This window comes from Geoanaerobacter pelophilus (genome assembly GCF_018476885.1).
GTDB lineage: Bacteria > Desulfobacterota > Desulfuromonadia > Geobacterales > DSM-12255 > Geoanaerobacter > Geoanaerobacter pelophilus.
This window is the reverse complement of the sequence record NZ_JAHCVJ010000004.1, coordinates 389,598-412,344: the sequence shown is the minus strand read 5'-3', so window position 1 is coordinate 412,344 and position 22,747 is coordinate 389,598. Positions and strand designations below refer to the sequence as shown.

Genomic DNA, 22,747 nt, shown 5'->3' with positions numbered 1-22,747 from the left:
TGTGGGCAATGTCTATGTCTGCAAGGACGGACCGGTCTTTACCGCTAAACAGGTCAAGGAGATGCCGCAGGAGTTCTAAAGGCTTTTTAGATATTGTTTGACATCGGCAAAACTGCTGGCACTATTAAGATGTATACATAATGCCGGTTCTACAGTGGCTGGAGGCGTTCGTGTCCACTAATAAGGTGCTGCTGGTCGAAGACAACAGCGACGACGAGTTCCTTGCTTTACGGACCCTGAAGAAAATGGGGTTCTCAAACGTCCTAGTAGCAAGGGACGGCCGCGAAGCAATAAGCATGCTCATGGGGGAAGAACCTGCCGGGTCATCTGCGCAGATTGAACCACCTGAGTTCTTGCTGCTCGACCTGCGACTACCAAAGCTGGATGGTCTGGAAGTTCTTAGAAAACTGCGGTCTAACGGCAGCACCAAGGATGTTCCGGTATATGTCCTGACCTCATCGGAAGACCCTCATGACAAAGAGGTCTGCAAGCAGTTGGGAGTAGTTGCCTTTCTTCCCAAGCCGCTCACTGTTGATTCCTTCAAGAGCGTCTTAGTAAGCTCAGTGGGATAAACTGCCTTTCCACAGCTCCTTCAATCGCTCATCCCTGCCACAGTTGGCCCGGTAAAACCTGTATCTCAGCGGGTTCTTTTTGTAGTAGCCCTGGTGATACTCCTCAGCAGGATAAAAAACTACTGCAGGACGAATGTCGGTCACAATCTGCCAGCCACGCTCTTCTTCAAGCCACGCCCGGGAAATCTCAGCCTGCCTTTTCTGAGTTTCGTTGCCATAGAAAATCGCGGCGCGATACTGCGGCCCGTTATCACAAAACTGCCCGCCGTTGTTGAGGGGATCTATATTGCGCCAGAAGGTGTCAAGCAACTGCTGATAAGAAACCTTGCCTGGATCGTAGAGCACCTGAACAGCCTCCATATGGCCGGTTGTTCCGGAAGAGACCTGCTCATAGGTTGGATTTTGGGTAAAACCTCCGGTATAACCAACGGTGGTAGAGATAACCCCGTCGATCCCATCAAAGGGAGATTCCATGCACCAGAAGCAGCCGCCGGCAAAAATTGCGCTTTCACTTTTCTGCGCAGCCGAGCACATACCCGATCCGAAGGTTAACAGCAGGGCAATAAAAAGATTGAGCAACAGCTTCATGGCTGGCTTAAAGGGAGCGAATTCAGCCCATCCTCGATGAACTGAAGGGAATAATTAACGTAGTTTTGTGGTGATTTCTTCAGCCAGGCAATCTCGTCTGCGGAGAGATCACGTTTGTACTTTGCCGGAGCGCCGACCCAGAGGGTATTCGGCGGGATGATCGTTCCCTCGGTGACCAGCGCCCGGGCTCCCACCAATGCACCTTCACCGACAACCGCCTTATCCATGACCATTGCCTGCATCCCGATAAAACAGCCGTTTTGCAGGGTGCAGCCATGCAGGGTGACGCTGTGGCCGACCGTAACGTCATCGCCGATGACAAGGGGTGCTCCGGGGTCGTCGGCATGCTTCTTATGGGTGACATGAAGCATCGTCAGGTCCTGGATATTGCTTCTCGCCCCAATCTTGATGAAATTAACATCGCCGCGCGCCACAACGTTATACCAGATGCTGCTCTGGGCCCCGATGGTCACATCGCCGATGATCACTGCTGTCTCTGCAATAAAGGCAGACGGGTCTATATTGGGCGTCATTCCCTGAAACGGCTTAATCATTTAGTCCCTCCGGCTATTCGGTTCAGTCTCTTGGTATTGCCAGCATCCTGTCCAGGGCCTGTTTCGCCGGGACCCTGATCTCCTCAGGCACACTGACTATCGGTTTCATGGATAACAGGGCATCGCGAATATCCTCCAGCGAGGTGAGCTTCATATTAGGGCAGACCAGGGCAGGGGAGGCCAGGATAAACTCCTTGTCCGGGTTGTCCTGCTTCAGCTTGTAAAGGATTCCCGCCTCGGTGCCGATTATGATTTTCTTTGCCGGGCTCTTCCGGCACCACTCGTACATTCCCGATGTGGAACAGGCATGATCTGCCAGAGCCACAACAGCGGGATTGCATTCCGGATGACAGACAAACAGGGCGTCAGGATGCTCGGACTTCAACTTTTGCACCGCTTCCGGCCGCAATCTTTCATGGGTCGGACAATAGCCGTCCCAGTAATAAAAGTTTTTGTCCGACCTGGCAGCGACAAATTTCCCCAGGTTCCTGTCAGGCACAAAAATGATTTCCTTGTCTGGAAGCGAGTTGACGACCTTTACCGCATTGGCCGAAGTGCAGCAGATGTCGCTTACAGCCTTGACCGCAGCCGAAGAATTGACATAGGTAACCACCGGCACGCCGGGGTGTTCGGCCTTCAAGGCAACCAACTTATCGGCAGTTACCATGTCTGCCATCGGGCAACCGGCATCCAAGCGAGGCAGGAGGACTTTCTTGCCGGGCGAGAGAATAGCTGCAGATTCAGCCATGAAATGGACTCCACAGAAGACAATGACATCGGCATCGGTCCTTGCCGCTTCGATAGAAAGTCCGAGGGAATCTCCCGTAAGATCAGCGATTTCCTGAACCTCATCCCTCATGTAATTATGAGCCAGAAGAACGGCGTTCCGCTCACTGAGAAGCTCCCTGATCTGCTGCTTGAGCCTATCTTCCATAATTCCTCTCATTTCTGATATTTGGCTGTTGGTGATAGTAGTAAAAGTTTTTTATCATGTCAAACTCTTAGCTTGGGAAAAGACGGTTGACATTCATGTAACGAGCGGCGAAAATCTCGTTTCTGCGGTTTTACCACCGTAATCTGATGCAAGGAGAACTACGTGCAGATACTCTTCGGAACTGATGGCTGGCGTGGGGTTATTGCCCGCGATTTTACCTTTGACAATATCTCTCTCGTGGCTCAGGCGACCATGGACTATCTCACTCGCGAAGGTCTTGCCGCCAAGGGGCTGATAATAGGCTATGATCGTCGTTTTCTCTCCCGGGAATTTGCGGAGCGGGTTGCTGAGATAGCTGCCGGCAACGGAATCAAAGTCTGGCTTACCGACAGCTACGCGCCCACCCCGGCGGTTTCCTGGGCCGTGCATGAAAAACAGGCTGGTGCAGGGATTATGATTACTGCAAGCCATAATCCCCCGGCCTATAATGGCTTCAAGGTCAAGGAGTCTTTCGGTGGCTCAGCCCGGCCTTCGACCACAAAGCAGTTGGAAGAGCTCGTGGCAAAGAACATTGCCAATTCCCGGCCGACCAAGGAAACTGGGCTAGCAGAGGCCCTGGCTTCCGGCATGGTTGAGCTGTTTGACGCCGCTTCCCCTTATCTGGCCCAGCTCGGTAGATATGTCGATCTCGACGCGATCCGCAACGCTGCCATCCCTGTTGTGATAGACCCGATGTTCGGCGCCGGCAGCGGCTTCATCCCTAAACTGCTCCCCGGAGTCAATGAAATCCATTGCGCACACAATCCCGGTTTTGGCGGTCGCCCTCCCGAACCAACCGAGGAGAATCTTGAAGAACTGGCTGAAATGGTAAAAGCTAACGGATGCCGGGCCGGACTCGCACTGGATGGCGATGCCGACAGAATCGGCGCAGTTGATGAAACCGGCAGCTTTTTCTCCTCCCACATGATCTTCACCATCCTGTTGCGCCATCTCTATGAACGTAAAAATCTGCGCGGCGGTGTCGTCAAAACGGTTTCCACGACCCGCATGGTCGATCTCCTTGCCGACAAATACGGTCTGCAGCTCTTCGAAACCCCGATCGGCTTCAAATACATTTGCGAGTTGATGCTGGAGCATGACATCCTGATGGGAGGCGAAGAATCCGGAGGACTTGGGGTAAAAGGGCACATTCCCGAGAGAGACGGCATTCTGATGGCGCTGCTGCTTCTTGAAGCGATGGCAGTAACCGGTAAAGGGTTGCGCCAGTTGCTGAACGAGACCATGGATGAAATCGGCCATTTCTTCTATCGCCGTATCGATCTCCCGATCGCTCCTGAAGCCAAGGCAAAACTGATTGCCCAGCTGAAGACCGCAGCACCAGCAACCATTGCTGGGCGTTCAGTAGCAGAACAAAATTTCCGGGACGGTTTCAAGTTCATTTTCAGCGACGGATCATGGCTGCTGGTCCGTCCTTCAGGAACCGAACCGGTGCTTAGACTTTACAGCGAGGCCTCTTCTCCGGAAACGGTTGAGCTGCTGCTCTCAGCAGGGCGCGAGCTGGCCGGCATCTAGCTTTTTCTCTTGGAGAAAGGACACAGCCCAATTTGAGTATGAAAACCAACTACCGTCTCAAATTCCCTGAGGAGATCGAACTCGAGAGCAAGGAGTCTGAGCTTGATAGCCTTAAGGCAGTTCACAGGGCAAGCACGGACAAACTTACCAAGCTCAAAGGTGAACTCCGCACCTTTGAAAGAGTATATCAACAGGTAATTGGGGTCAGGGTCGCCGAGCTTGACGCCCTGGAGGCTCAGATTTGCGGCACCATGGATGAGTGCTGCGATATGTCGGACGAGATTCACGCATCGACTGAGGCCGAATGGAGTGGCCATCTCCACGCTTCTGACCTTTTGCATGACGACCCGGACCCAGCCGAACTCCTCGCTCAGAAAAACCTGAAAGCTCTTTACCGCGAAGTAGCGAAAACCATTCATCCCGATCTGGCCCAAAACGACCAGGACCGGGCAAGATGCGAAAAGCTGATGGCATTTGCCAACCGTGCTTATGCTGAGGAGAACCGGGAGGCCCTCCTTAACATCCTCAAGGATTGGGAAAGGTCTTCGGCCAAGGTTTTCAGAGGAAATATCGGCGACGAGTTAATACGAGTCATTCGCCTCATTGCCAAAGAACGAGATAGTATCCACGACCTGGAAGAACAGATTGAAAGCCTGATGGCTACCGACACCTATATTTTCAAGCGACGCGTGGATGACTCGCTTGCTAATGGCATAGACCTCCTCGCCGAGATGGCTGCAACCATTGATCTCAATATCGCCAACGCGCGCAAGCGGCTGTCAGCCATGAAAGGCGAAACGCTGCCCCCGGAACCTGTCAACCAGCATCATACCCGGCTTATCAGATTCCCTTCCGATGTATTCTGTGGTGACTTGTACACCCGTAAGCGTGATTCAATCAACTATTGCGACTGGCAAAAGCTGTGCAACGCCAAGGGTACGCGCGCCATTCCTGTCAACATGGCAGTCAGGCTGGATGTTCGCAGCGACCTCACCCCTGATCTCAGATTTTTGAAAGCGTTACAGCCTGTCGATCTGCAGTCGCTGTTTATGTATGAAGTGACTGACACTGCTCTTGAATACATCACCCACCTGTCCGGTCTCGAAGAGATATACCTGTCTGACTCCACCTTTTCGGATAGCGGCATTGGCAAACTGGCTTGCCTCACTAACCTGTCGCGAATCTATCTCTATCATATCAATATCTCAGACGCAGGACTCGTCGCTCTTCACAATCTTAAAAACCTATCGCAATTCACCTGCAGCGGTACCCTTATCAGCGATGCCGGACTTAAATCCCTTCAGGTCGCCATTCCAGGCATCAAGACCCTCAGCTTCCCCTGGCGCTACGGTAAAAAGTAACCGCTCATTATTACCTTCCTGATTGCCCCACAGCTATAGCCATTCCAGCATCGTAGCTTCGAGAAGTTCCCTCTTTACCTTTGTCGCAAACCGGTTAAAATTTTATTGTCTGATTGATGTCTTAATCAAAAAGGAGGCTTACCATGCAGGAGAGAAGCGGAGTTATTACTTTTAAGGGCAACCCCATGACCCTTATTGGCCCTGAGCTGAAGATTGGGGCTGCTGCCCCGGATTTCCGTGTTGTTGACACCACTCTTACACCGCGAGGCTTAAGCGACTACCCCGGAGCAATCAAGATAATAAGTGCCGTGCCGTCTTTAGACACGCCAGTTTGCGACACCGAGACCCGAAGGTTTAATAGCGAGGCAGCTGCCTTGCCGGCAAACGTCGTGGTCTTGACCGTCAGCCTCGATCTGCCATTTGCCCAGAAGCGCTGGTGTGGAGCTGCCGGCATAGACAAGGTGGTCACCCTGTCAGACTATCAGGACCGTTCTTTCGGACTTGCATATGGAGTGCTGATTAAGGAGCTTAAGTTGCTGACCAGGGCTGTCTTTATCGTTGACGCAGACAACTTGCTCAGATATGTCCAGATAGTCCCTGAAGTGACCAGTGAGCCTGATTATCAGGCAGTACTGACTGCGGTGAAGAGTCTGTGAAATGAAAAAGGCCGCGAGGGTACGCGGCCTTAAACCAACTTCATCAGTATACATGAATAAAAATTATTTTTGCAGCCTGTTATTTTGCTTCCGATGCGCTATATTTAAATCAGAAGTAGGCAGTAACTGACTCTTCGAAAGGAGGGCAATATGTTGGAAGATACTCCGCCTGGCTTACATCGCAGTAAAATTTGTGTAGGTGAGGATCGGCTGTAACAGAAGCCGCAAATATCCCGTAAAAAGGGAAGAGTTAATGTTTAAAAAAGGCCCGCCGAATCCGGCGGGCCTTTCGTTTTGCGTTATTTCTGCGAGAGTCTGTGCACGCATTCTACCATGTGAATGGCATTTTCCGGCGGCACGGTGGGGAGGATGCCGTGGCCGAGGTTGAAAATATGGCCTGGACGACCGGCATTCTCATCAAGAACCCGCTTGACCTCTTTCTCGATGACATCCTTTGGAGCATAAAGCACGGTCGGATCAAGGTTCCCTTGAACAGCCATATTCGGCCCCAGGATATCGCGCGCCTTGCCGAGATCGATATGCCAGTCAAGCCCCATCACATTGCCGCCTGCCTTCTGCACTAAATCAAGCATGGTGCCGGCACCTTTGACAAAGTGTATTACCGGAATCCCGGTGCGGTTCAGACCATTGATCAGCTTTGTGGTGTAGGGAAGCACGTACTTCTCGTAATCCGAAGGAGAAAGCACCCCGCCCCAAGTGTCGAAGATCTGGATCGCCTGGGCACCAGCCTTGATCTGGGCATTCAGGTACTCCATATCCATCATGGTGACCTTCTCCATCAGTGCGGCATAGACGTCCGGAGCAGCATACATCATTCGTTTTATGGTGGCCCAGTCCTTGGATCCTTTACCCTCAACCATATAGCAGGCAAGGGTGAACGGCGCGCCACCAAAGCCGATCAGAGGAACTTTGCGCTCCAGTTCACGGCGCAGGATGCGGATTGCCTCCAGCACATAAGGGACATCGGCTTCGGGATCTGGTATCCGAAGCGCTTCCACGTCAGCCATGGTGCGGATTGGGTGCTCGAAAACCGGTCCTGGGACAAAATCCAGCTTCATACCCATCGGCTCTACCGGTGTCAGGATGTCGGAAAAGAGAATCGCCGCATCAACGCCAAGGATGTCAACCGGTTGAATGGTTACCTCCGCAGCCAATTCCGGCGTCTTACACAGTTCAAGAAAGGTACATTTGGAGCGAACCCGCATGTAGTCCGGGAGATAACGGCCTGCCTGGCGCATCAGCCATACCGGGGTCCGGTCAACCGGCTTACCCCAGCAGGCATCGAGAAAACGTGTATTCATGAAATTTCCTCCTCAGGATTAATTGTTGGGATTGGATCTTAAAAACCTGGAACGCGATGTTTCCGTCAGGTTGGTGCACCCACAGAAGCTCCCGCGGAGGCGTAGCAGAGCTACGCCGCACAAGAGGAGATTCGAGGACGGCGCCAAGATGGCGGAAAGAGTGCGTTCCTTACGCCTTCTTCTGAAGGCGTATAGGGACGTAGTTACAGAATGGCTCTTCGGCCATGTAATCACCGTAGACCGCATCGGCCCTGGCGCGGCAACCGCCGCAAACATTGATATACTCGCACTCGCCGCACTTACCCTTATAAGCTTTGAAGTTGCGAAGATCTTTGAATATTTCGGAATTTTCCCAGATCTCCTTGAATGGCGTGGTTTTAACATTACCGGCAGTGCGGTGGAAGTATGAACAAGGTTTGACATTGCCGAAACAATCAATCAAGCAAATGGTCTGGGCGGCAATACACCCCTTGCCCCCTCCGGTCGAGAAGGTGAGGGAGCGTCGCTCAAATTTGACCCCTTCGGCCTTGGCTTTCTGCGGAACGATCCGGTAATAATGAGGGGCGCAGGTTGGGCGCATCAGGATGTCTTCTTCAAGTTTTTCCTGCTGGTAGTGCCAGTCGAGGATCTCCTCGTAATCTTCCTTGGATATCAACTCGCTCATGATCTCTTCGCCGCGACCAGTGGGCACAATCATGAACATGTACCAGGCCGTCGCCCCCAGAGACTTGGCCACCTTGAAGGTATTTGCGATATCATGCTGATTGCGCTTGGTGAAAGATGAGTTGATCAGGAATTTCTGGCCATGCCGGCGAAAATGTTCGGCAGCATTGACCACTCCCTGAAACGCTCCTTCACATGACCGGAAGTCGTCATGCACAGCTGCTGTTGAACCGTCCAACGACAGCGAGACCATCTTGATCTCAGCCTTTTTCATTTTTTCGCAGACATCATCGTTTACCAAGGCGCCGTTGGTGGCCATACACATACGCAGGCCGAGTGATGTGCCATATTCGGCAAGTTCAAAAATATCCGGCCTCAGCAGCGGCTCGCCGCCGGAAAGCACCACCACCGGTTTGGAAAAGTCGGCAATATCCTTAAGGAGCTTCTTTCCTTCGTCAGTCGTGAAATCACCTTCCGACGAGGTCATATCAGATGAGCAGCGGCAGTGGACGCACTTGAGGTTGCATTTTTGCGTGGTTTCCCAGGCAACCCATTTCGGAATAAATTCTTCGGCCATCGATTTCTCCGCAATTAATGTAATCTTGAAACTTTACTATGAATGTGGCTAGAAACACAAGCAATTAACAGTATTCAGCCATGGACATCACTCAATCTGCCGGGAACAGTATCGAAAACATGCTCCCGGTTCCAGTGGGCCCCTCAGATACCCAGACGTAGCCATTATGTGCGTCCATAATCCCTTTGACAATGGAAAGTCCCAACCCTGACCCCTTGGACATGAACTCTGTCTTGCCGGAGGAATGATAAGCAATATCGCCGACGCCATAGAACTTTTCAAAGACCCGTAGCCGCTCTTCCTCAGGTATTCCGATGCCGTTGTCGCAGAAATCAACGCGACAAAACTGGTCAACATTAGCCAACCCTTTGGGGAAAGCGGGATAAAACTCTTTAATATGGGCATGTTCCTCAAGGACATCACCTCGTTGAACATACCGGCAGATGATTATTACCTCTCCCCTGTCAGGAGTAAATTTAATGGCGTTTTCCAGCAGGTTACGCATCACCAGCCGGGCAAAGCCCTCGTCTACCGGGGCAGGCCGCTCGTCTCCCATAATCTGGACATTTATATTCCTCCGTGAAAGGGGGAGGGCAAATCCGTCAAAAACCTCTCTGGCAATGGCAACAAGATTATATGGCCGTTTCTGCAAAACTATCCCTTTTGCCTCGATTCGGGATATGGAAAGCAGATCTTCGACAAGATTCTTAAGCTGGACAACGCTCTCATGCACTGAGGCGAAAATCTCCCCCTGTTCTCCCGTGAGTTGGATACCACTGTATTTCAGAAGAAACTCCACTCCTCCGAGTATCGAGGTAATCGGGGTTTTCAGTTCGTGGGATGCCATGCCGATAAAGCTGTTCTTTGCTCTGTTCAAGCGGTCCAATTCTATATTGGCAAGCTTTACCTCATGAAGATTCTCCCGCAGCGCTCTTCTGCTCCGCTGAAGTTCAGCCGCCTTTTCTTTCATCCGCTCATAAAGCTGATGATTTTCAATTAAAACAGCTAGTTGGCTGCCAATTGAGGTAAGAAGAAACACTTCCCGGTCCGTAAAACTCTTCTCCGACTTGTGGGCCACCATGAGTACCCCAACGACTTCGGACCCAATTTTCAGAGGAACGGCGCACCAGGCATGAATACCGATGTTTTTTGCCGCTTCAATAACCTCATGCGGCATCTCCTTGCTGGCCAGCGCCCTTGCCTTATATGGTTTGCCTGCCAGCACCTCACCGACCCAGGGGGCATAGTTAAGCAGCTTTTTGACAGCAGGTTCGAAATCCTCAGAAAACCCGAGAGAGGCCTTGAGCTTAAGTCCTCCCTTTTCCAGAAGATGGATGCTGGAGAAGTCGATCCTGAGCATGTTATGGATCTGAAACAACAAGTCGTTCAGGATCTCTTTGGAGTCACGTTCCGAATTCAGTCGAAAAGCCACGGCATAAAGGGTTAGGAGTTCACGGTCGCTGACCCTTTTTTCCTCTTCCATCCGTTTGCGCCGGCTGACATCTTTGACAATGTGCACCAATCCTTGTCGGGCGGTTTCAGTAGTATCCGCGCTTACCATCGGACAGCTGGTGACCGTGAACCAGCCACTAAGCGAAGGAAACATGATGTCTTCCATGCCGGTCTGCAAACGGCTGGACGAATTAAACACGTCATCCTCGCAACCCTGCTCACCATAAAACAGGCTGCTTATCTGCCTCCCGATCAAGTCCGGGTAATCAGCCTGAAAATATTCGATAACCCTTCTGTTGCACCGCGTTATTAAGCCGGCATGGTCCGTCACCAGGATCAGATCAGACACGGCGTCAAAAACAGCCTCCCATTCAACTTTTCCCATGAGGATTGCCTGCTCGGCCTTATGGCGCCTGCGCCGTTCTTCAGCTTCCCTAAGGGCCCTTTCAATGGCAGGAACTAGACGGGAGAGGTTGTCCTTCATCAGATAATCGGTGGCCCCGGCCTTCATGGCAGCTACGGCCTGATCTTCGCCGATTTTGCCGGAGACAATCAGAAATGGCAGGTCCAACCCGCTTTCCTTCAGTAAGGCCAACGCCTCGTTAGCGCTGAAACCGGGCATCCTGAAGTCAGAGATAATAATATTCCAGGAGCCTCCAGCCAAGGCAGCCCGCAAGGACTCTTCCGTCTGTACGCGATAGTGACTAATCGTATATCCTGCTTTTGTGAGGTGGTGAAGAAGCAGCATCATATCTTCTTCAGAATCCTCGACAAACAGAATTTCCAGTTCCTGGGACATCTACTCCCCCTCAATCAATCCCGTTATGCTGCCGGAATAAGTATTCCGAAAGTGCTGCCGCGCCCTTCCTCGCTCTCGACCCAGATGTACCCGTGGTGTGCATCCATGACCTTGCGGCAGAAGGCAAGCCCGAGTCCGGTGCCCCGCGTCTTGCCTTTTCGCCTGTTTTGCGCCTGGGCAAAGCGATCAAAGATACTGGTGAGGGCATCCGCGGGAATGCCTACGCCGCTATCCTCTACAGTTATCATCAGAAAGCATCCCCCGTCAGGGAGTTCATCTTCCCGGTAAAGCCCTTGTGCAACCCTGCTAAGGAGCTCCACAGGGGCAGCAATCATTTTGCTTCTTATGGCAATTGTCCCCCCTTCAAGGGTAAATTTGAAGGCATTCGAGAGGATGTTCGCCAGCAAACGCATCATTGTTGTCCGGTCAAACAGGACCGGTGACAGCTCTCCGGAAATTTCCAGCTTTAGTGATATCTGTGACCGTGCCGCAATCGGCTCATATCTGTTAAGGACTTTGTGGAGCAAGTTGGTCGGGTCGTCCGCTTTGATGGCCATTTTCATCTTCCCGGCTTCGAACTTATGGACATCCAGTAATGTGTCAATCATCTCCGTCATTTCAGAACAGCTGTCAACCGCAGACTCAAGAAACTCCTGTTGGTCCCTGGTAACCGGTCCCAGACGACCTTCACGCACCAGGTCGATCGAGCCGACAATTGATGTTATCGGAGACTTGAGGTCATGGGAAAGCATGCTGACATAATCCTCTTTTTCCTGTTCCAATGCTTTGAGGGCTGAGATATCACGGATTATCTCCACGCTCCCGAGGAGCTCGCCATTCTTATCTTTAAGCGGGGCAGCACTGGAAAGGACGTTAATCACCCTATCCTTGAGGCTGACATTATAGGTCACGTCGTGGCAAGGCTCTGCTGTTTTCAAGGCCACCATTGCCGGTAACTGCTCAGGGCGGATATCAGTTGCCAGCAGCTCCGGCAAAGTCCGCCCGGTCAGCTCACTCCGCGACAGGCCTAATTCCTGTTCGGCCTTATGGTTCACCATCATCACCCGCCCCTCCGCATTCACGGCAATGAGAAGGTCGGTCATCCCTTCCAGGATGGCGGCCACCTTTTGCTGCTCCCGGGCAAGCTCTTCCTGCAACTTTCGATTCTCGATACAAGACTTATTAAAAGCTATTGCCCGAGCCACTTTTTTTACGGCATCGTCGCTGGAAAACGGCTTTGCGATGTAGTCCGAAGCCCCTTTTTTCATGGCGTCCACCGCGATAGCTTCGTTGCCGTGTGCAGTCATCATGACTACGGCCACATCGGGGAACTCCGTGCGGGCCCTCTCAAGAACCTGGATGCCATTCAGTCTGGGCATTTTTATATCTAACAGCATCAGGTCAAAATGCTCTCGTGCCAGGCATTCCAAGGCTTCAATCCCGTCATGAGCCCGCACCGACGTGTATCCCGCATCTTCCAGCTGTAGCTTGAGAATCAGGCTGATATCTGCCTCATCGTCAACTACGAGTATCTTGTCACCCTTCATGATAACCCTCACAAACCGGTATGGTGAAGGAGAAGCAATTTCCCCCTGTTGCCCCGGTCTCATAGAATATCTTGCCATGATGCCGTTCCACGATCTCCTTGCAGATGGCGAGTCCCAAGCCGGTACCCCCACGTGAACCCATATCATCCCGCTCAAGCTGCTGAAACTTCCTGAACAACTTTTCCCGATCGGACCATTGGATCTGCGCACCACCGTCGATCACCGAAAGCACAACAAAACTACCGGATATCGCGGCATTCACCAAAACAACCTTGTGCTCCGGTGAAAACTTGACGGCATTAGAAAGCAGGTTACTCAATACCTGCGCAAGCCTTTCGTAGTCACCAAAAATACGGGGCAGGTCTATGGGAGCGTTGTTTATGACCGTAATCCCCCGTCCTATGGCAAAACCCTTGATCTCATCAATTGCCGAGTTGATCAATTCCGTTACCGACAGCGGCTTGTAAACAAATTCACATTTCCCTGCTTCGATCTTTGAGATGTCGAGAATGTCAGTTATCAGACGGATCAGGCGGTCAGTGTTGCGCTGGCATACCGTCATCAACTCTCTCTCGGTGGATGTCAGCCACTTGCTCTTGTTCATGATGAACTGCAGCGCCCCTTTGATTGAGGTCAGAGGAGTTTTGAGTTCATGGGAGACTGTCGAAATGAAATCGGCCTTCATCCGGTCCACCTCTTCTTCCGGAGTAACCTCTCTTATGGACAGGATCAGGCCGGCAATGCTGTCATCGCTGTCGACCAGTTGCGCTACCGAAACCCTGAGCCTTCTGTTTTTGACATCAAGCAGTGTTTCCAGCTGCGGAAGACCAGGTTCTCTGGAGATTGCTCCGGCAGTAATCCTCTCCAACTGCACGAAACCTTCAATTGTGGTCAACTCGGAAAGTGTCCGCCCAAGCACTCGGTGGGGCACGGTATCAAAAAACTTCTGGGCCGCAGGATTGAACTGAATGACCCGGTTTTCTCGGTCTGTGGCAACCATCCCTTCAACCATGCAGGTAAGAATTGTTTCCAGCATACCCATTTCAAGCTGCAGTCTTTTGGTCCTCTCTGCGACCTTTTTTTCCAGCAAGCCGTTCAGCTGCTGTAATGCCTCAGTTTTTGCGACGATTGTTGCATCCCGCTCTGCAAGAGCCTTGGCCATGCTGTTAAACGAGCGTGACAGCTGACCGACCTCATCTCCGGAGTCAACTTCAACCTGCTGATTAAGGTCTCCGGCTTCGATCATACAGACCCCTTTTGCCAGGCACCTTAGGGGCTCTGCCAATCTCCGCGAGACAAAAAAAGCGATCCCGAATGACAGGATTATGGCAAGCACAGCCGACGCCAGGATATTGCGGGTGCTTTCATCTTTTATATTCCGGTAGGAAGCCATATCCACAGCCACTGACAGAGAACCTACGAGCACGCCCTTACCGTTCAGGATCGGCAAGAAGGAGGTTCTATGCGGCGACCCTTCGATATTTACCTCTCCTGCATATGATTGGCCTGCTGCCAGTTGGTCCAATCCCTGCTGGCTGATATTAAACAGATAACCTTCTACATGACGGTTACTGACAATGCTCGTTCCGTTCTGGGTCACGGTTACATGTTTTGCGTCCCCGAACAGATTTCTTAAATGAAGTGACAGGGAGGTATCCCCATTAAGAATGTCTCCGGCTATCACTGCGCCGATAACTTCACCTTGACTCCCCAGAATAGGGACGATCACCGTTATGACCATGGCAGAATCGCTGTTTTTGCCTAGACTCATGTAGAGACGTGAGGGGGGCATTTCTCTGGCAAGCAGTTCCCGTGACATGATTTCGGTCGTTATTAAGGGGCGCTTTTCCTTGAAAACCTTTTTGACAAGATCAGGCATTCCGTATTCGCCCCCCTCGGTCTGGGCATAGCGGCGAAGAAATACATGCTGGTCGGAGTCGATAATTGTCAGAAAATCAATGAATGGAAGGTTGGCGTGCCACCGTCGGAGGGCATCGGACAGCCAGGGCCGGTCTTGGGCAACAAAGCGTTGCTTTACCGGCAGTGCTGAAACCGGTTGCAGAAGAGCGTCCCTGGTTGTTTCGGCACGGGCATAGAACTGATGTTGCAGATAACGGAGAGTCTCGGCGATTTCCGAGTCAATTTGCTTGGAAATAAAGGCATCTACACTGATGATGGTCGTAAAAAGAAGAATGGAGAATGAAATCACCAGAAGGAGAATAATCGAGAGCAGCAGCTTGGTGCGAATCCCCATGCATTGTCCCATGCCGGCCAATTACACGGCTTGGATCTCCTGGTGGGATGCCGGCCGGTATTATGGCTCCTTGTTGATTAGATTCCTTCTGCCTTCAGGTTGCGGGTCATCAGTTCAACAACTGCAGAGCGGGCAGGCTTATCTTCGTAAAGCACCTTATACACCTGTTCGGTAATCGGCATATCAATAGTGTGACGCTGTGCCAGTGCCCAGGCTGATTCTGCGGTTTTCACCCCTTCGGCAACCATGTGCATTTCGCCCAGAATTTCAGAGAGGCGACGACCTCTGCCAAGCTTCATCCCAACTGAACGGTTGCGGGAGAGCTCCCCGGTGCAGGTAAGCACAAGGTCTCCCATGCCGGCCAGGCCGGAAAAGGTCTCAGGTTTGGCTCCCAGGGCAAGACCAAGGCGGCTTATTTCCGCCAGCCCCCTGGTTATCAACGCTGCACGGGTGTTGCAGCCAAAACCTAGGCCATCCGAGATCCCGGCGGCAATTGCAATAACATTTTTCAAAGCCCCTCCCAACTCAGCACCAATGACGTCATTGTTGGTATAGACCCTGAAATAACCGCAGGTGAACACCTCCTGCACAAAGCGCGCAGCTTCCTCATCTGCAGAAGCAGCAACAACAGCAGTCGGCATCTCCTGGGCAACCTCCCGGGCGAAGCTGGGACCGGAGAGCACGGTAAATCTTTTGAAAAGCTGGGCCGGAAGGAGCTCCTCAAAGAGTTGCGAAACCGCCATCAGGGTGCCGACTTCGATCCCTTTGGAGGCACTGGCAACAACAGTAGCCGGCGAAATTTCAGCGACAACCTGCTGCAGGACGCTACGCATTGACTGAGATGGCACGACGAAGAGGAGAAAATCCTTATCTCTGACTGCCGCAGCAAGGTCATTGGTAAACTGCAGTCCTGACGACAGGGTAATCCCGGGCAGAAACAGCCCATTAATCCTGGTTGCCTTCATTTCTGCAACCAGCTCCGCTTCGTACGCCCAGAGAGTAACCGTGTGCCCCTTTTTCGCCAGCAGATCAGCAAGGGTTGTCCCCCAGCTTCCCGCTCCTATCACACCGATACTGCTATTCATATCTCACTCCGTAAAGCGATTTCAGGAAACGAGGAGTTTTTCGTTCTGGCAAGGAAATCAAGGAGAAGCGCGGAGGCGTACTGGTCAGTACGCCGTACAAGCGACTCCGCGGATTGACACCGCCAGGGCGGAAAAGAACCGTTTACCAGACTAGTCGAGCCATTCGTCATCATCCGCTTCATGCGGATGCTCTCTCAGGTCATAGCCTTCATCTAAAGCCACACGAGCCGCATCCATGCTTTCCAGCGCCAGTTGCCGAATAAACGGATGCAAATGATACGGCATGGCAAAGCTGCCCAGGCTCATGGCCGAGGCAAGCGTAGTTTCCACAAGCGATCGCTCCCTGCCGGTCTTGAGCAGGAGATCCGCAGTGAGCAGCAAACGGTTTCTGATCTGATCAACAATCGGGGCAATGAGATCGCGGCAATAGCGATCGAGTATGGCATCAAGCCCCTTTGCCAGTGACTTGCCATCACCTTTTTTTTCAAGCGCTATCCACTCTTCGGCAAAGTCATAGACCCGACAAGTGGCCATGTACCAGCCGGCAAAGCAATCGTCCTCAAAAAGCCTGGCTCCGTCCATAAGCAACTTGGTGGAATGGGCCAAGGCATTCAGATCAAACTCGGTGAAATCCGGCAGATACGGAGTGGGGATCAGCTCTTCACCCTTGAAAATCCCCTTTAGGACGTAATATTCTGGCGGTAATTGGAACAGAGTATCCCGGTTCCGGAATAAGGCATCGCGGAGCAGCTGCAAGGCATAACTGATATCCACCCTGACCAGACCATCCTCGATAACCCGATCCCTGCTGATATTGTCAAATTCCGTTACCGAGATCGAGCTTGAGCCCCAGGCAGCCCTGACCCCGGTGGTCTCATGCAGATGCAGGCATATGAACGAGAGCATTCCCGGCCCGCCCCAACGGGCAAACCAGAGGGTTCGGTATCCTGCCCCGTCCAGCGGACTTGCCCATGACACGTGAAACTGACTGGCCGAGAGCTGAAGATCCGAAGTTGAGGGGGTTATGTCCAAAAAAGCCAAGCGCCGCAAACTCCTCAGGCAAAGGTCAGCCAGAGGTTGTTCTTTTGCAGCAGCACACCGGGCCAGCACATCTGCTGCAGCACTGTCGCGAATCTTCCCCAGTGTCGTCACGATTTCCTTGAGTAGTTCAGGCGAATCAAGCCCGAGCATGATCTCAAGAAGCTGCAACACTCTGGGGTCCGCGATCTGAGCCATTTCTTGAATTATGGCAGTCTGCATCTCCTGAGGATATTGGAGAAAGTCCTCCATGAACTCAATCAGCCCCTCCTCACCCCGGTCGAGCATCCGGGGTAGGGTTTCGGCAAGGGGACCACCCAGATCGTCCAGCATATTGGCAAAGGGCGGGGTGGTAATATCCACGCCATAATCCTGCAACGCTCCAAGCAGCGCTGATTTGGCGGAACTGTCCAGATCGGTTCTGCGGAGCGCAACCTGTATCAGCTGGTCAAGCCATGGCTCCTCATCAAAGAAATCCAGCAAGTAAGCGAATCTGGAGATCAGCTCTCCGTCCGTCTCTTGCCACAGCCGCTTGAGCAGGGGAGTAAGGGCTCTTTTCCCAGCCAGTTTCAGTGAGCGACCGATGGTATCGATCTCATCGAAAGACACATCTTCCCGTTCAACCTGCTTCAACAGGCGAATGATGTCGTGCCGCTCCTTGAGACTGTTATCAAGAGTTCTGTGCCGTTCCATAGTCACAATGTCGAGTCCTAATCTTCTTCCACAACCTCTGGAGTGTCAATCTCCGCAAACTCTTCATCGTCGCCAGCAAGATCTTCACTGTCGTCCTTTTCGGCAAGTTTGGCAACAGCAACGATCCGCTCTTCTGCTTCGGTGACCATTAGCCGGACACCCTGGGTGTTGCGGCCGATTACCGAGAAGCCGGCAACCGGCATCCTGATGATCTTGCCCTGATCAGTGATCAGCATCAGGTCATTTTCGTCGGTTACCTGTTTGATGTCAACGACGCAGCCATTACGCTCCGTGGTTTTGATGGTGATAATCCCTTTACCGCTCCTGGACTGGAGCCGGTACTCGCTCAGTTCAGTGCGTTTTCCATAGCCGTGCTCTGTTACCGTGAACAGCGATGATCCGACAAAGCTGTCGTTTAGGATTTCCATACCGATAACCATATCGTCGTCTTCCAGCGTCATGCCGCGCACGCCGCGCGATACGCGCCCCATCGGTCTGGCATCCGCCTCTTTGAAGCGGATCGATTTGCCGTTCTTTGATGCCAGCAACACGTCCTGTTTGCCGTCGGTTATGGCAACGGAAATCAGCTTGTCCCCTTCATCCAGGTTAACGGCAATAATCCCGCCCGAGCGGATATTGGAATATTCACGCAGCGGACTTTTCTTGACCACGCCCTGGCGGGTTGCCATCATCAGGAAGCGATCTTCGCTGAACTCTTTTACTGAAAGAATCGCTGAAATCTTTTCGCCCTGATTGAGGTTGAGCAGGTTTACGATGGCCTTGCCTCTGGTGGCGCGCCCGCCCTCCGGTATTTCATAAACCTTCATCCAGTAGCACCTGCCAGCATCGGTGAAAAACATCAGGTGATCCTTGGACGAGGCGATGAACAGATGCTCGACAAAATCCTCATCTTTGGTTTTCATCCCTGTTTTACCCTTGCCACCTCGGCGTTGCGCCCGGTACAAGGTTACCGCATTGCGCTTGATGTAACCGGTATGGCTGACCGTAACCACCATGTCTTCCTCGACAATGGTGTCCTCCAGCGATATTTCAGCGGTCTGGTCAATGATCTCGGTCCGCCGCTCATCGCCGAATTTCTCCTTCAACTCTACCAGCTCGGCAACGATGATCTTGAGGATCTCCGCTTCAGAAGCAAGAATTTCTTTGAGTCTGGAGATATAACGAAGGATCTCCTCATATTCGCTGATAATCTTGTCCCGCTCAAGGCCGGTGAGCCGTTGCAGACGCATCTCAAGAATCGCCTGGGCCTGCAGTTCGGAGAGCCTTACACTCTGGTACCCTGCAGGTACCGGCAGATCGAGCCTTTTCAAAAATTCAGGGTCGGCGAACTTGCCATCCATAAGCCCCTGTTTCGCTTCCGGCGGGGTAGGGGAGGAGCGAATCAATTCTATCACCGCATCGAGCCAATCAAGGGCAATCTTCAGACCTTCGAGGATATGAGCCCTGGCCTCGGCCTTTTTCAGATCGAATATGGTGCGGCGAGTAACGATCTCCCGCCTGTGGTCTATAAAGTAATCGATCATCTCGCGCAACGACAGCACCCGGGGGCGGCCGTTGACAATGGCAAGCATGATGATGCCGAAGGACGACTGCATCTGGGTCTGTTTGTAGAGGTGGTTGAGAATGATCTGCGGCTCTTCATCCCTTTTCAGCTCGATGACGATTCGCATTCCCTCGCGGTCAGACTCGTCCCGTAAGTCGGAGATACCTTCCAGCTTCTTCTCTTTCACCAGTTCGGCGATTTTTTCGACAAGTCTCGCCTTGTTCACCTGATAAGGGATCTCGGTAACAACGATCGACTGGCGCTCCGACTTCTTCTGGGTTTCAACTACAGCTCTGGCCCGCATCTGCACAATGCCCCGACCATTGCGATATGCCGAGCGGATCCCTTCGCGACCGTAGATGAATCCGCCGGTGGGGAAATCGGGGCCGGGTATCAGGCAGAGCAGCTCTTCGTAACCGATTTCAGGATTATCAATAACCGCGATGATGCCGTTGATAACCTCGGTAAGGTTATGGGGCGGGATGTTGGTCGCCATACCGACAGCAATACCGGCGGAACCATTGACCAGGAGGTTGGGAAACTTTGAGGGAAGAACCAGTGGCTCCTGTAACGAGTCATCGTAGTTAGGGCCGGTATCAACCGTTTCCTTGTCCAGGTCGGCAAGGAGTTCATGGGCAAGCTGATCCATGCGAATCTCGGTATAACGCATGGCCGCCGGTGAGTCCCCGTCCACCGAACCGAAGTTGCCCTGACCGTCCACCAATGGGTAGCGCAAAGAGAAGTCCTGGGCCATCCTGACAATGGTGTCGTATACCGCCGTGTCACCATGGGGGTGATACTTACCGATGACATCACCGACGACACGGGCCGACTTCTTGTATGGCTTGTTCCAGTCGTTGCTCATGTCGTACATGGCAAAGAGGCAACGCCGGTGAACCGGCTTCAGGCCGTCGCGCACATCGGGAAGCGCCCGGCCGATGATGACCGACATGGCGTAGTCCATGTAGGACCGCTTCATTTCATCTTCAATGTTGACTGCAATCTTGTTGCTGTTCTGATCTATCATTACAACCTCTTAAATTGACTGGCTGCCGGTTTCGGACCGGTTTCAAGGGAGCAGTGCGAAATCCCGTGAATAGCGGTCCTGTCCCTTAGGCCTGAATTTTAGATATCGAGATTAGACACGTTCAAGGCATTTTTCTCAATGAATTCACGACGCGGCTCAACCTGATCGCCCATAAGCACGGTGAAGATTTCCTCCGCCTCAATGACATCCTCAATCTTTACCTGCAGCAGCACCCGGTTCTCGGGGTTCATGGTGGTTTCCCACAGCTGCTCCGGGTTCATTTCACCCAAGCCTTTATAACGCTGAATATAGAGGCCTTTTTTTGCTGTTTCCATGAAAAATCCCAGCAGTTGATCATGGTTTTCAGTATCCAGTAAGTTTTTGTTGTCATTGCTGACTACGGCAATGCCATCTCCCAGAAGATCCTTAACCTTGCCCTGGTTCTCTACCAGCAGTTCATACTCGTACGAACTTAGGAGCTCCACCGTGTGCGCATCTATCGCCGTTCTGACATTGCCTAGCTTGCAGATTATCCGGCCTTCGGTGTTCACATAATCAAATTCTTCGGTAGCTGCCTTGATTTTTTCCAGCGACGGCAGCAGATCATCAAGTTCCTCGCCACCCTTGACACCATGCTCCAGCAACAAACGCAGCAGTTCTTCGTTGATCCCCTTGCGCACCACCTTGTCGAACAGGTTTTTCCGTTCGATCAGTTGCTTGAGAATCGGGATGATCTGTTTCCCGCGGTAGGTCTTGTCCAGGCCTTCCAGGGTCAGAACCATTTCGTCGGTGCCTTCTTCCAGCAAATAGTTTTGCAAGGCAGCTTCATTGCGCAGGTACTGCTCTTTTTTGCCTCGCTTTATCTTGTAGAGCGGTGGTTGCGCAATATAGAGGTGGCCACGTTCAACTAATTCCACCATCTGGCGGAAAAAGAAGGTCAGCAGGAGCGTCAGGATGTGCGAGCCGTCAACGTCGGCATCAGTCATGACAATAATGCGGTGGTAACGGAGCTTGGCGATATCAAAATCTTCTTTGCCAATGCTGGTGCCCAGCGCCGATATGAGGGTGCGGATCTCTTGCGAGGAGAGCATCTTGTCAAAACGTGCCTTCTCTACGTTCAAGATCTTACCTTTAAGCGGCAGTATCGCCTGATACTTCCGATCCCGCCCCTGCTTGGCAGACCCGCCTGCAGAATCACCCTCGACCAGGTAAAGCTCGCAGAGCGCCGGGTCCTTTTCCTGGCAGTCTGCCAGTTTGCCAGGCAGATTGCCGATCTCCAGAGCACCTTTTCTCCTGGTCAGATCACGCGCCTTACGTGCTGCTTCGCGGGCTCTCGCAGCTTCTATCGACTTGCCGATTACATCCTTGGCAACCTTTGGGTTCTCTTCGAGAAAAACCGCCAGCTTCTCGTTCATCAGGGTTTCCACATACCCTTTTACCTCTGAGTTGCCGAGCTTGGTCTTGGTCTGACCTTCGAACTGGGGCTGCGGGATTTTTACCGAGATAACCGCTGTGAGCCCTTCTCTCAGGTCTTCACCAGAGACGCTGACTTTCTCGTTCTTAAGGAGATTATTCGCCGCCGCGTACGTATTCATGGTCCGGGTGAGAGAGGCGCGAAACCCCACCAGATGAGTCCCACCCTCATGCGTATTGATATTGTTGGCAAAGGTGAACACTTTTTCGTCATAGGAATCGTTGTACTGAATCGAAACCTCGATCTCAACCCCGCCCTTTTCACCCTTGATATAGATCGGCTTGGGATGAAGCGGTGTTCTGTTACGATTGAGATACTCTACAAAGGAGTTTATGCCACCTTCGTAGAAAAACTCGTGGCTTTTATCAACCACCCGTTCATCAACTATCTTTATTTTCACCCCGGCATTAAGAAATGCCAGCTCGCGTAATCTTTGCGACAACACATCAAAGGAGAATTCCGTGGTTTCAAAGATCTCTTCATCCGGCGAAAATGTTATTTTCGTTCCGCGTTTTTTGGTCTCACCTGACATCTCCAAGGCATTTTGCGGTTCGCCGCGCCGGTATGACTGGCGGAAGATCTTGCCGTCTCTCCTGATTTCCAGTTCAAGCTTTCGCGACAGCGCGTTTACTACCGAGACGCCGACGCCATGGAGCCCGCCGGAAACCTTGTACGACGAGTTATCAAACTTCCCCCCGGCATGCAGGACCGTCAACACTACCTCGGCCGCCGACCGACCTGATTCATGCATATCTGTCGGAATACCCCGCCCATTGTCAACAACCGTCACCGAACCATCGACATGTATGGTAACGGCAACTTCATCGCAATAGCCTGCAAGGGCCTCATCGATAGAGTTATCTACGATTTCATAAACCAGATGATGGAGTCCCTGAGCAGAAGTGGAACCAATGTACATCGCAGGGCGCTTACGCACAGCTTCCAGACCTTCAAGCACCTTGATCTGATCTGCACCGTAATCGTTTGTGGTTTCCTCAGCCATATAATCTCCCCT

17 protein-coding genes are annotated in these 22,747 nt (G+C 52.3%); 5 read left to right on the top strand and 12 right to left on the bottom strand.

What is annotated here, in order from left to right:
- The coding region (locus KI809_RS12300) for an iron-sulfur cluster-binding protein (protein WP_214171844.1) at positions 1-79 on the top strand (79 nt) is incomplete at its 5' end.
- 91 nt (positions 80-170) lie between these two features.
- Positions 171-572 (top strand): response regulator, encoded by a 402-nt coding sequence (locus tag KI809_RS12295; protein WP_214171843.1) that lies wholly within the window; start codon positions 171-173, stop codon positions 570-572.
- Here KI809_RS12295 and msrA read toward each other — a convergent pair.
- The 3 genes from msrA to nadA are packed head-to-tail and all read right to left on the bottom strand — an operon-like array spanning position 561 to position 2,648.
- The gene (gene msrA, locus KI809_RS12290; RefSeq protein ID WP_214171842.1) at positions 561-1,160 is read right to left on the bottom strand and encodes a peptide-methionine (S)-S-oxide reductase MsrA; all 600 of its coding nucleotides are present in this window, start codon (positions 1,158-1,160) and stop codon (positions 561-563) included. The genes KI809_RS12295 and msrA overlap by 12 nt on opposite strands.
- Positions 1,157-1,714, bottom strand: coding sequence for a gamma carbonic anhydrase family protein (locus tag KI809_RS12285; RefSeq protein ID WP_214171841.1), 558 nt, complete (start codon positions 1,712-1,714; stop codon positions 1,157-1,159). Before KI809_RS12285 ends, msrA begins: the two co-directional genes overlap by 4 nt.
- Before the next feature lie 22 nt (positions 1,715-1,736).
- Positions 1,737-2,648: a quinolinate synthase NadA gene (nadA, locus tag KI809_RS12280; protein ID WP_492207406.1), complete on the bottom strand. Its 912-nt coding sequence runs from the start codon at positions 2,646-2,648 to the stop codon at positions 1,737-1,739.
- Between the two features lie 162 nt (positions 2,649-2,810).
- On the opposite strand from nadA, the gene KI809_RS12275 reads away from it, so the two are divergent.
- The 3 genes from KI809_RS12275 (at position 2,811) to tpx (ending at position 6,237) form a co-directional block, all read left to right on the top strand.
- A complete protein-coding gene (locus tag KI809_RS12275) occupies positions 2,811-4,220 on the top strand; it encodes a phosphoglucomutase/phosphomannomutase family protein (RefSeq protein ID WP_214171840.1) in 1,410 nt (469 codons plus the stop codon).
- Between the two features lie 32 nt (positions 4,221-4,252).
- The gene (locus KI809_RS12270) at positions 4,253-5,581 is read left to right on the top strand and encodes a leucine-rich repeat domain-containing protein (protein WP_214171839.1); all 1,329 of its coding nucleotides are present in this window, start codon (positions 4,253-4,255) and stop codon (positions 5,579-5,581) included.
- Between the two features lie 143 nt (positions 5,582-5,724).
- Positions 5,725-6,237 (top strand): thiol peroxidase, encoded by a 513-nt coding sequence (tpx, locus tag KI809_RS12265; RefSeq protein ID WP_214171838.1) that lies wholly within the window; start codon positions 5,725-5,727, stop codon positions 6,235-6,237.
- Between the two features lie 299 nt (positions 6,238-6,536).
- Here the strand turns inward: tpx and hemE are convergent, their stop codons facing one another.
- The 9 genes from hemE to gyrB form a co-directional block, all read right to left on the bottom strand.
- Positions 6,537-7,559, bottom strand: coding sequence for a uroporphyrinogen decarboxylase (gene hemE / locus KI809_RS12260; RefSeq protein WP_214171837.1), 1,023 nt, complete (start codon positions 7,557-7,559; stop codon positions 6,537-6,539).
- A 169-nt stretch (positions 7,560-7,728) separates the two neighbouring features.
- Positions 7,729-8,799, bottom strand: a complete 1,071-nt coding sequence (locus KI809_RS12255) for a radical SAM/SPASM domain-containing protein (RefSeq protein ID WP_214171836.1) — start codon at positions 8,797-8,799, stop codon at positions 7,729-7,731.
- A 91-nt stretch (positions 8,800-8,890) separates the two neighbouring features.
- A complete protein-coding gene (locus KI809_RS12250; RefSeq protein WP_214171835.1) occupies positions 8,891-11,050 on the bottom strand; it encodes a hybrid sensor histidine kinase/response regulator in 2,160 nt (719 codons plus the stop codon).
- A gap of 23 nt (positions 11,051-11,073) precedes the next feature.
- Positions 11,074-12,597, bottom strand: coding sequence for a hybrid sensor histidine kinase/response regulator (locus tag KI809_RS12245; RefSeq protein WP_214171834.1), 1,524 nt, complete (start codon positions 12,595-12,597; stop codon positions 11,074-11,076).
- The gene (locus tag KI809_RS12240) at positions 12,587-14,851 is read right to left on the bottom strand and encodes a sensor histidine kinase (protein WP_246559370.1); all 2,265 of its coding nucleotides are present in this window, start codon (positions 14,849-14,851) and stop codon (positions 12,587-12,589) included. Before KI809_RS12240 ends, KI809_RS12245 begins: the two co-directional genes overlap by 11 nt.
- 77 nt (positions 14,852-14,928) lie before the next feature.
- On the bottom strand, positions 14,929-15,936 hold the full coding sequence (locus KI809_RS12235; RefSeq protein WP_214171833.1) for an NAD(P)H-dependent glycerol-3-phosphate dehydrogenase: 1,008 nt from the start codon (positions 15,934-15,936) through the stop codon (positions 14,929-14,931).
- Between the two features lie 150 nt (positions 15,937-16,086).
- Positions 16,087-17,667 (bottom strand): HEAT repeat domain-containing protein, encoded by a 1,581-nt coding sequence (locus tag KI809_RS12230; RefSeq protein WP_214171832.1) that lies wholly within the window; start codon positions 17,665-17,667, stop codon positions 16,087-16,089.
- Positions 17,668-17,684: 17 nt separating this feature from the next.
- Positions 17,685-20,258, bottom strand: a complete 2,574-nt coding sequence (gene gyrA, locus KI809_RS12225) for a DNA gyrase subunit A (protein WP_214171831.1) — start codon at positions 20,256-20,258, stop codon at positions 17,685-17,687.
- A 98-nt stretch (positions 20,259-20,356) separates the two neighbouring features.
- The gene (gyrB, locus tag KI809_RS12220) at positions 20,357-22,735 is read right to left on the bottom strand and encodes a DNA topoisomerase (ATP-hydrolyzing) subunit B (RefSeq protein WP_214171830.1); all 2,379 of its coding nucleotides are present in this window, start codon (positions 22,733-22,735) and stop codon (positions 20,357-20,359) included.
- Between the last annotated feature and the right edge of the window lie 12 nt (positions 22,736-22,747).

Bases quoted from the DNA above. Each gene is read 5' to 3' on its own strand.
- KI809_RS12240 (WP_246559370.1), bottom strand. From the start codon at position 14,851: ATGGGGATTCGCACCAAGCTGCTGCTCTCGATTATTCTCCTTCTGGTG.
- KI809_RS12250 (WP_214171835.1), bottom strand. From the start codon at position 11,050: ATGTCCCAGGAACTGGAAATTCTGTTTGTCGAGGATTCTGAAGAAGAT.
- KI809_RS12255 (WP_214171836.1), bottom strand. From the start codon at position 8,799: ATGGCCGAAGAATTTATTCCGAAATGGGTTGCCTGGGAAACCACGCAA.
- nadA (WP_492207406.1), bottom strand. From the start codon at position 2,648: ATGGAAGATAGGCTCAAGCAGCAGATCAGGGAGCTTCTCAGTGAGCGG.
- tpx (WP_214171838.1), top strand. From the start codon at position 5,725: ATGCAGGAGAGAAGCGGAGTTATTACTTTTAAGGGCAACCCCATGACC.
- hemE (WP_214171837.1), bottom strand. From the start codon at position 7,559: ATGAATACACGTTTTCTCGATGCCTGCTGGGGTAAGCCGGTTGACCGG.
- gyrA (WP_214171831.1), bottom strand. From the start codon at position 20,258: ATGATAGATCAGAACAGCAACAAGATTGCAGTCAACATTGAAGATGAA.
- KI809_RS12235 (WP_214171833.1), bottom strand. From the start codon at position 15,936: ATGAATAGCAGTATCGGTGTGATAGGAGCGGGAAGCTGGGGGACAACC.
- KI809_RS12230 (WP_214171832.1), bottom strand. From the start codon at position 17,667: ATGGAACGGCACAGAACTCTTGATAACAGTCTCAAGGAGCGGCACGAC.
- msrA (WP_214171842.1), bottom strand. From the start codon at position 1,160: ATGAAGCTGTTGCTCAATCTTTTTATTGCCCTGCTGTTAACCTTCGGA.
- KI809_RS12245 (WP_214171834.1), bottom strand. From the start codon at position 12,597: ATGAAGGGTGACAAGATACTCGTAGTTGACGATGAGGCAGATATCAGC.
- KI809_RS12285 (WP_214171841.1), bottom strand. From the start codon at position 1,714: ATGATTAAGCCGTTTCAGGGAATGACGCCCAATATAGACCCGTCTGCC.
- gyrB (WP_214171830.1), bottom strand. From the start codon at position 22,735: ATGGCTGAGGAAACCACAAACGATTACGGTGCAGATCAGATCAAGGTG.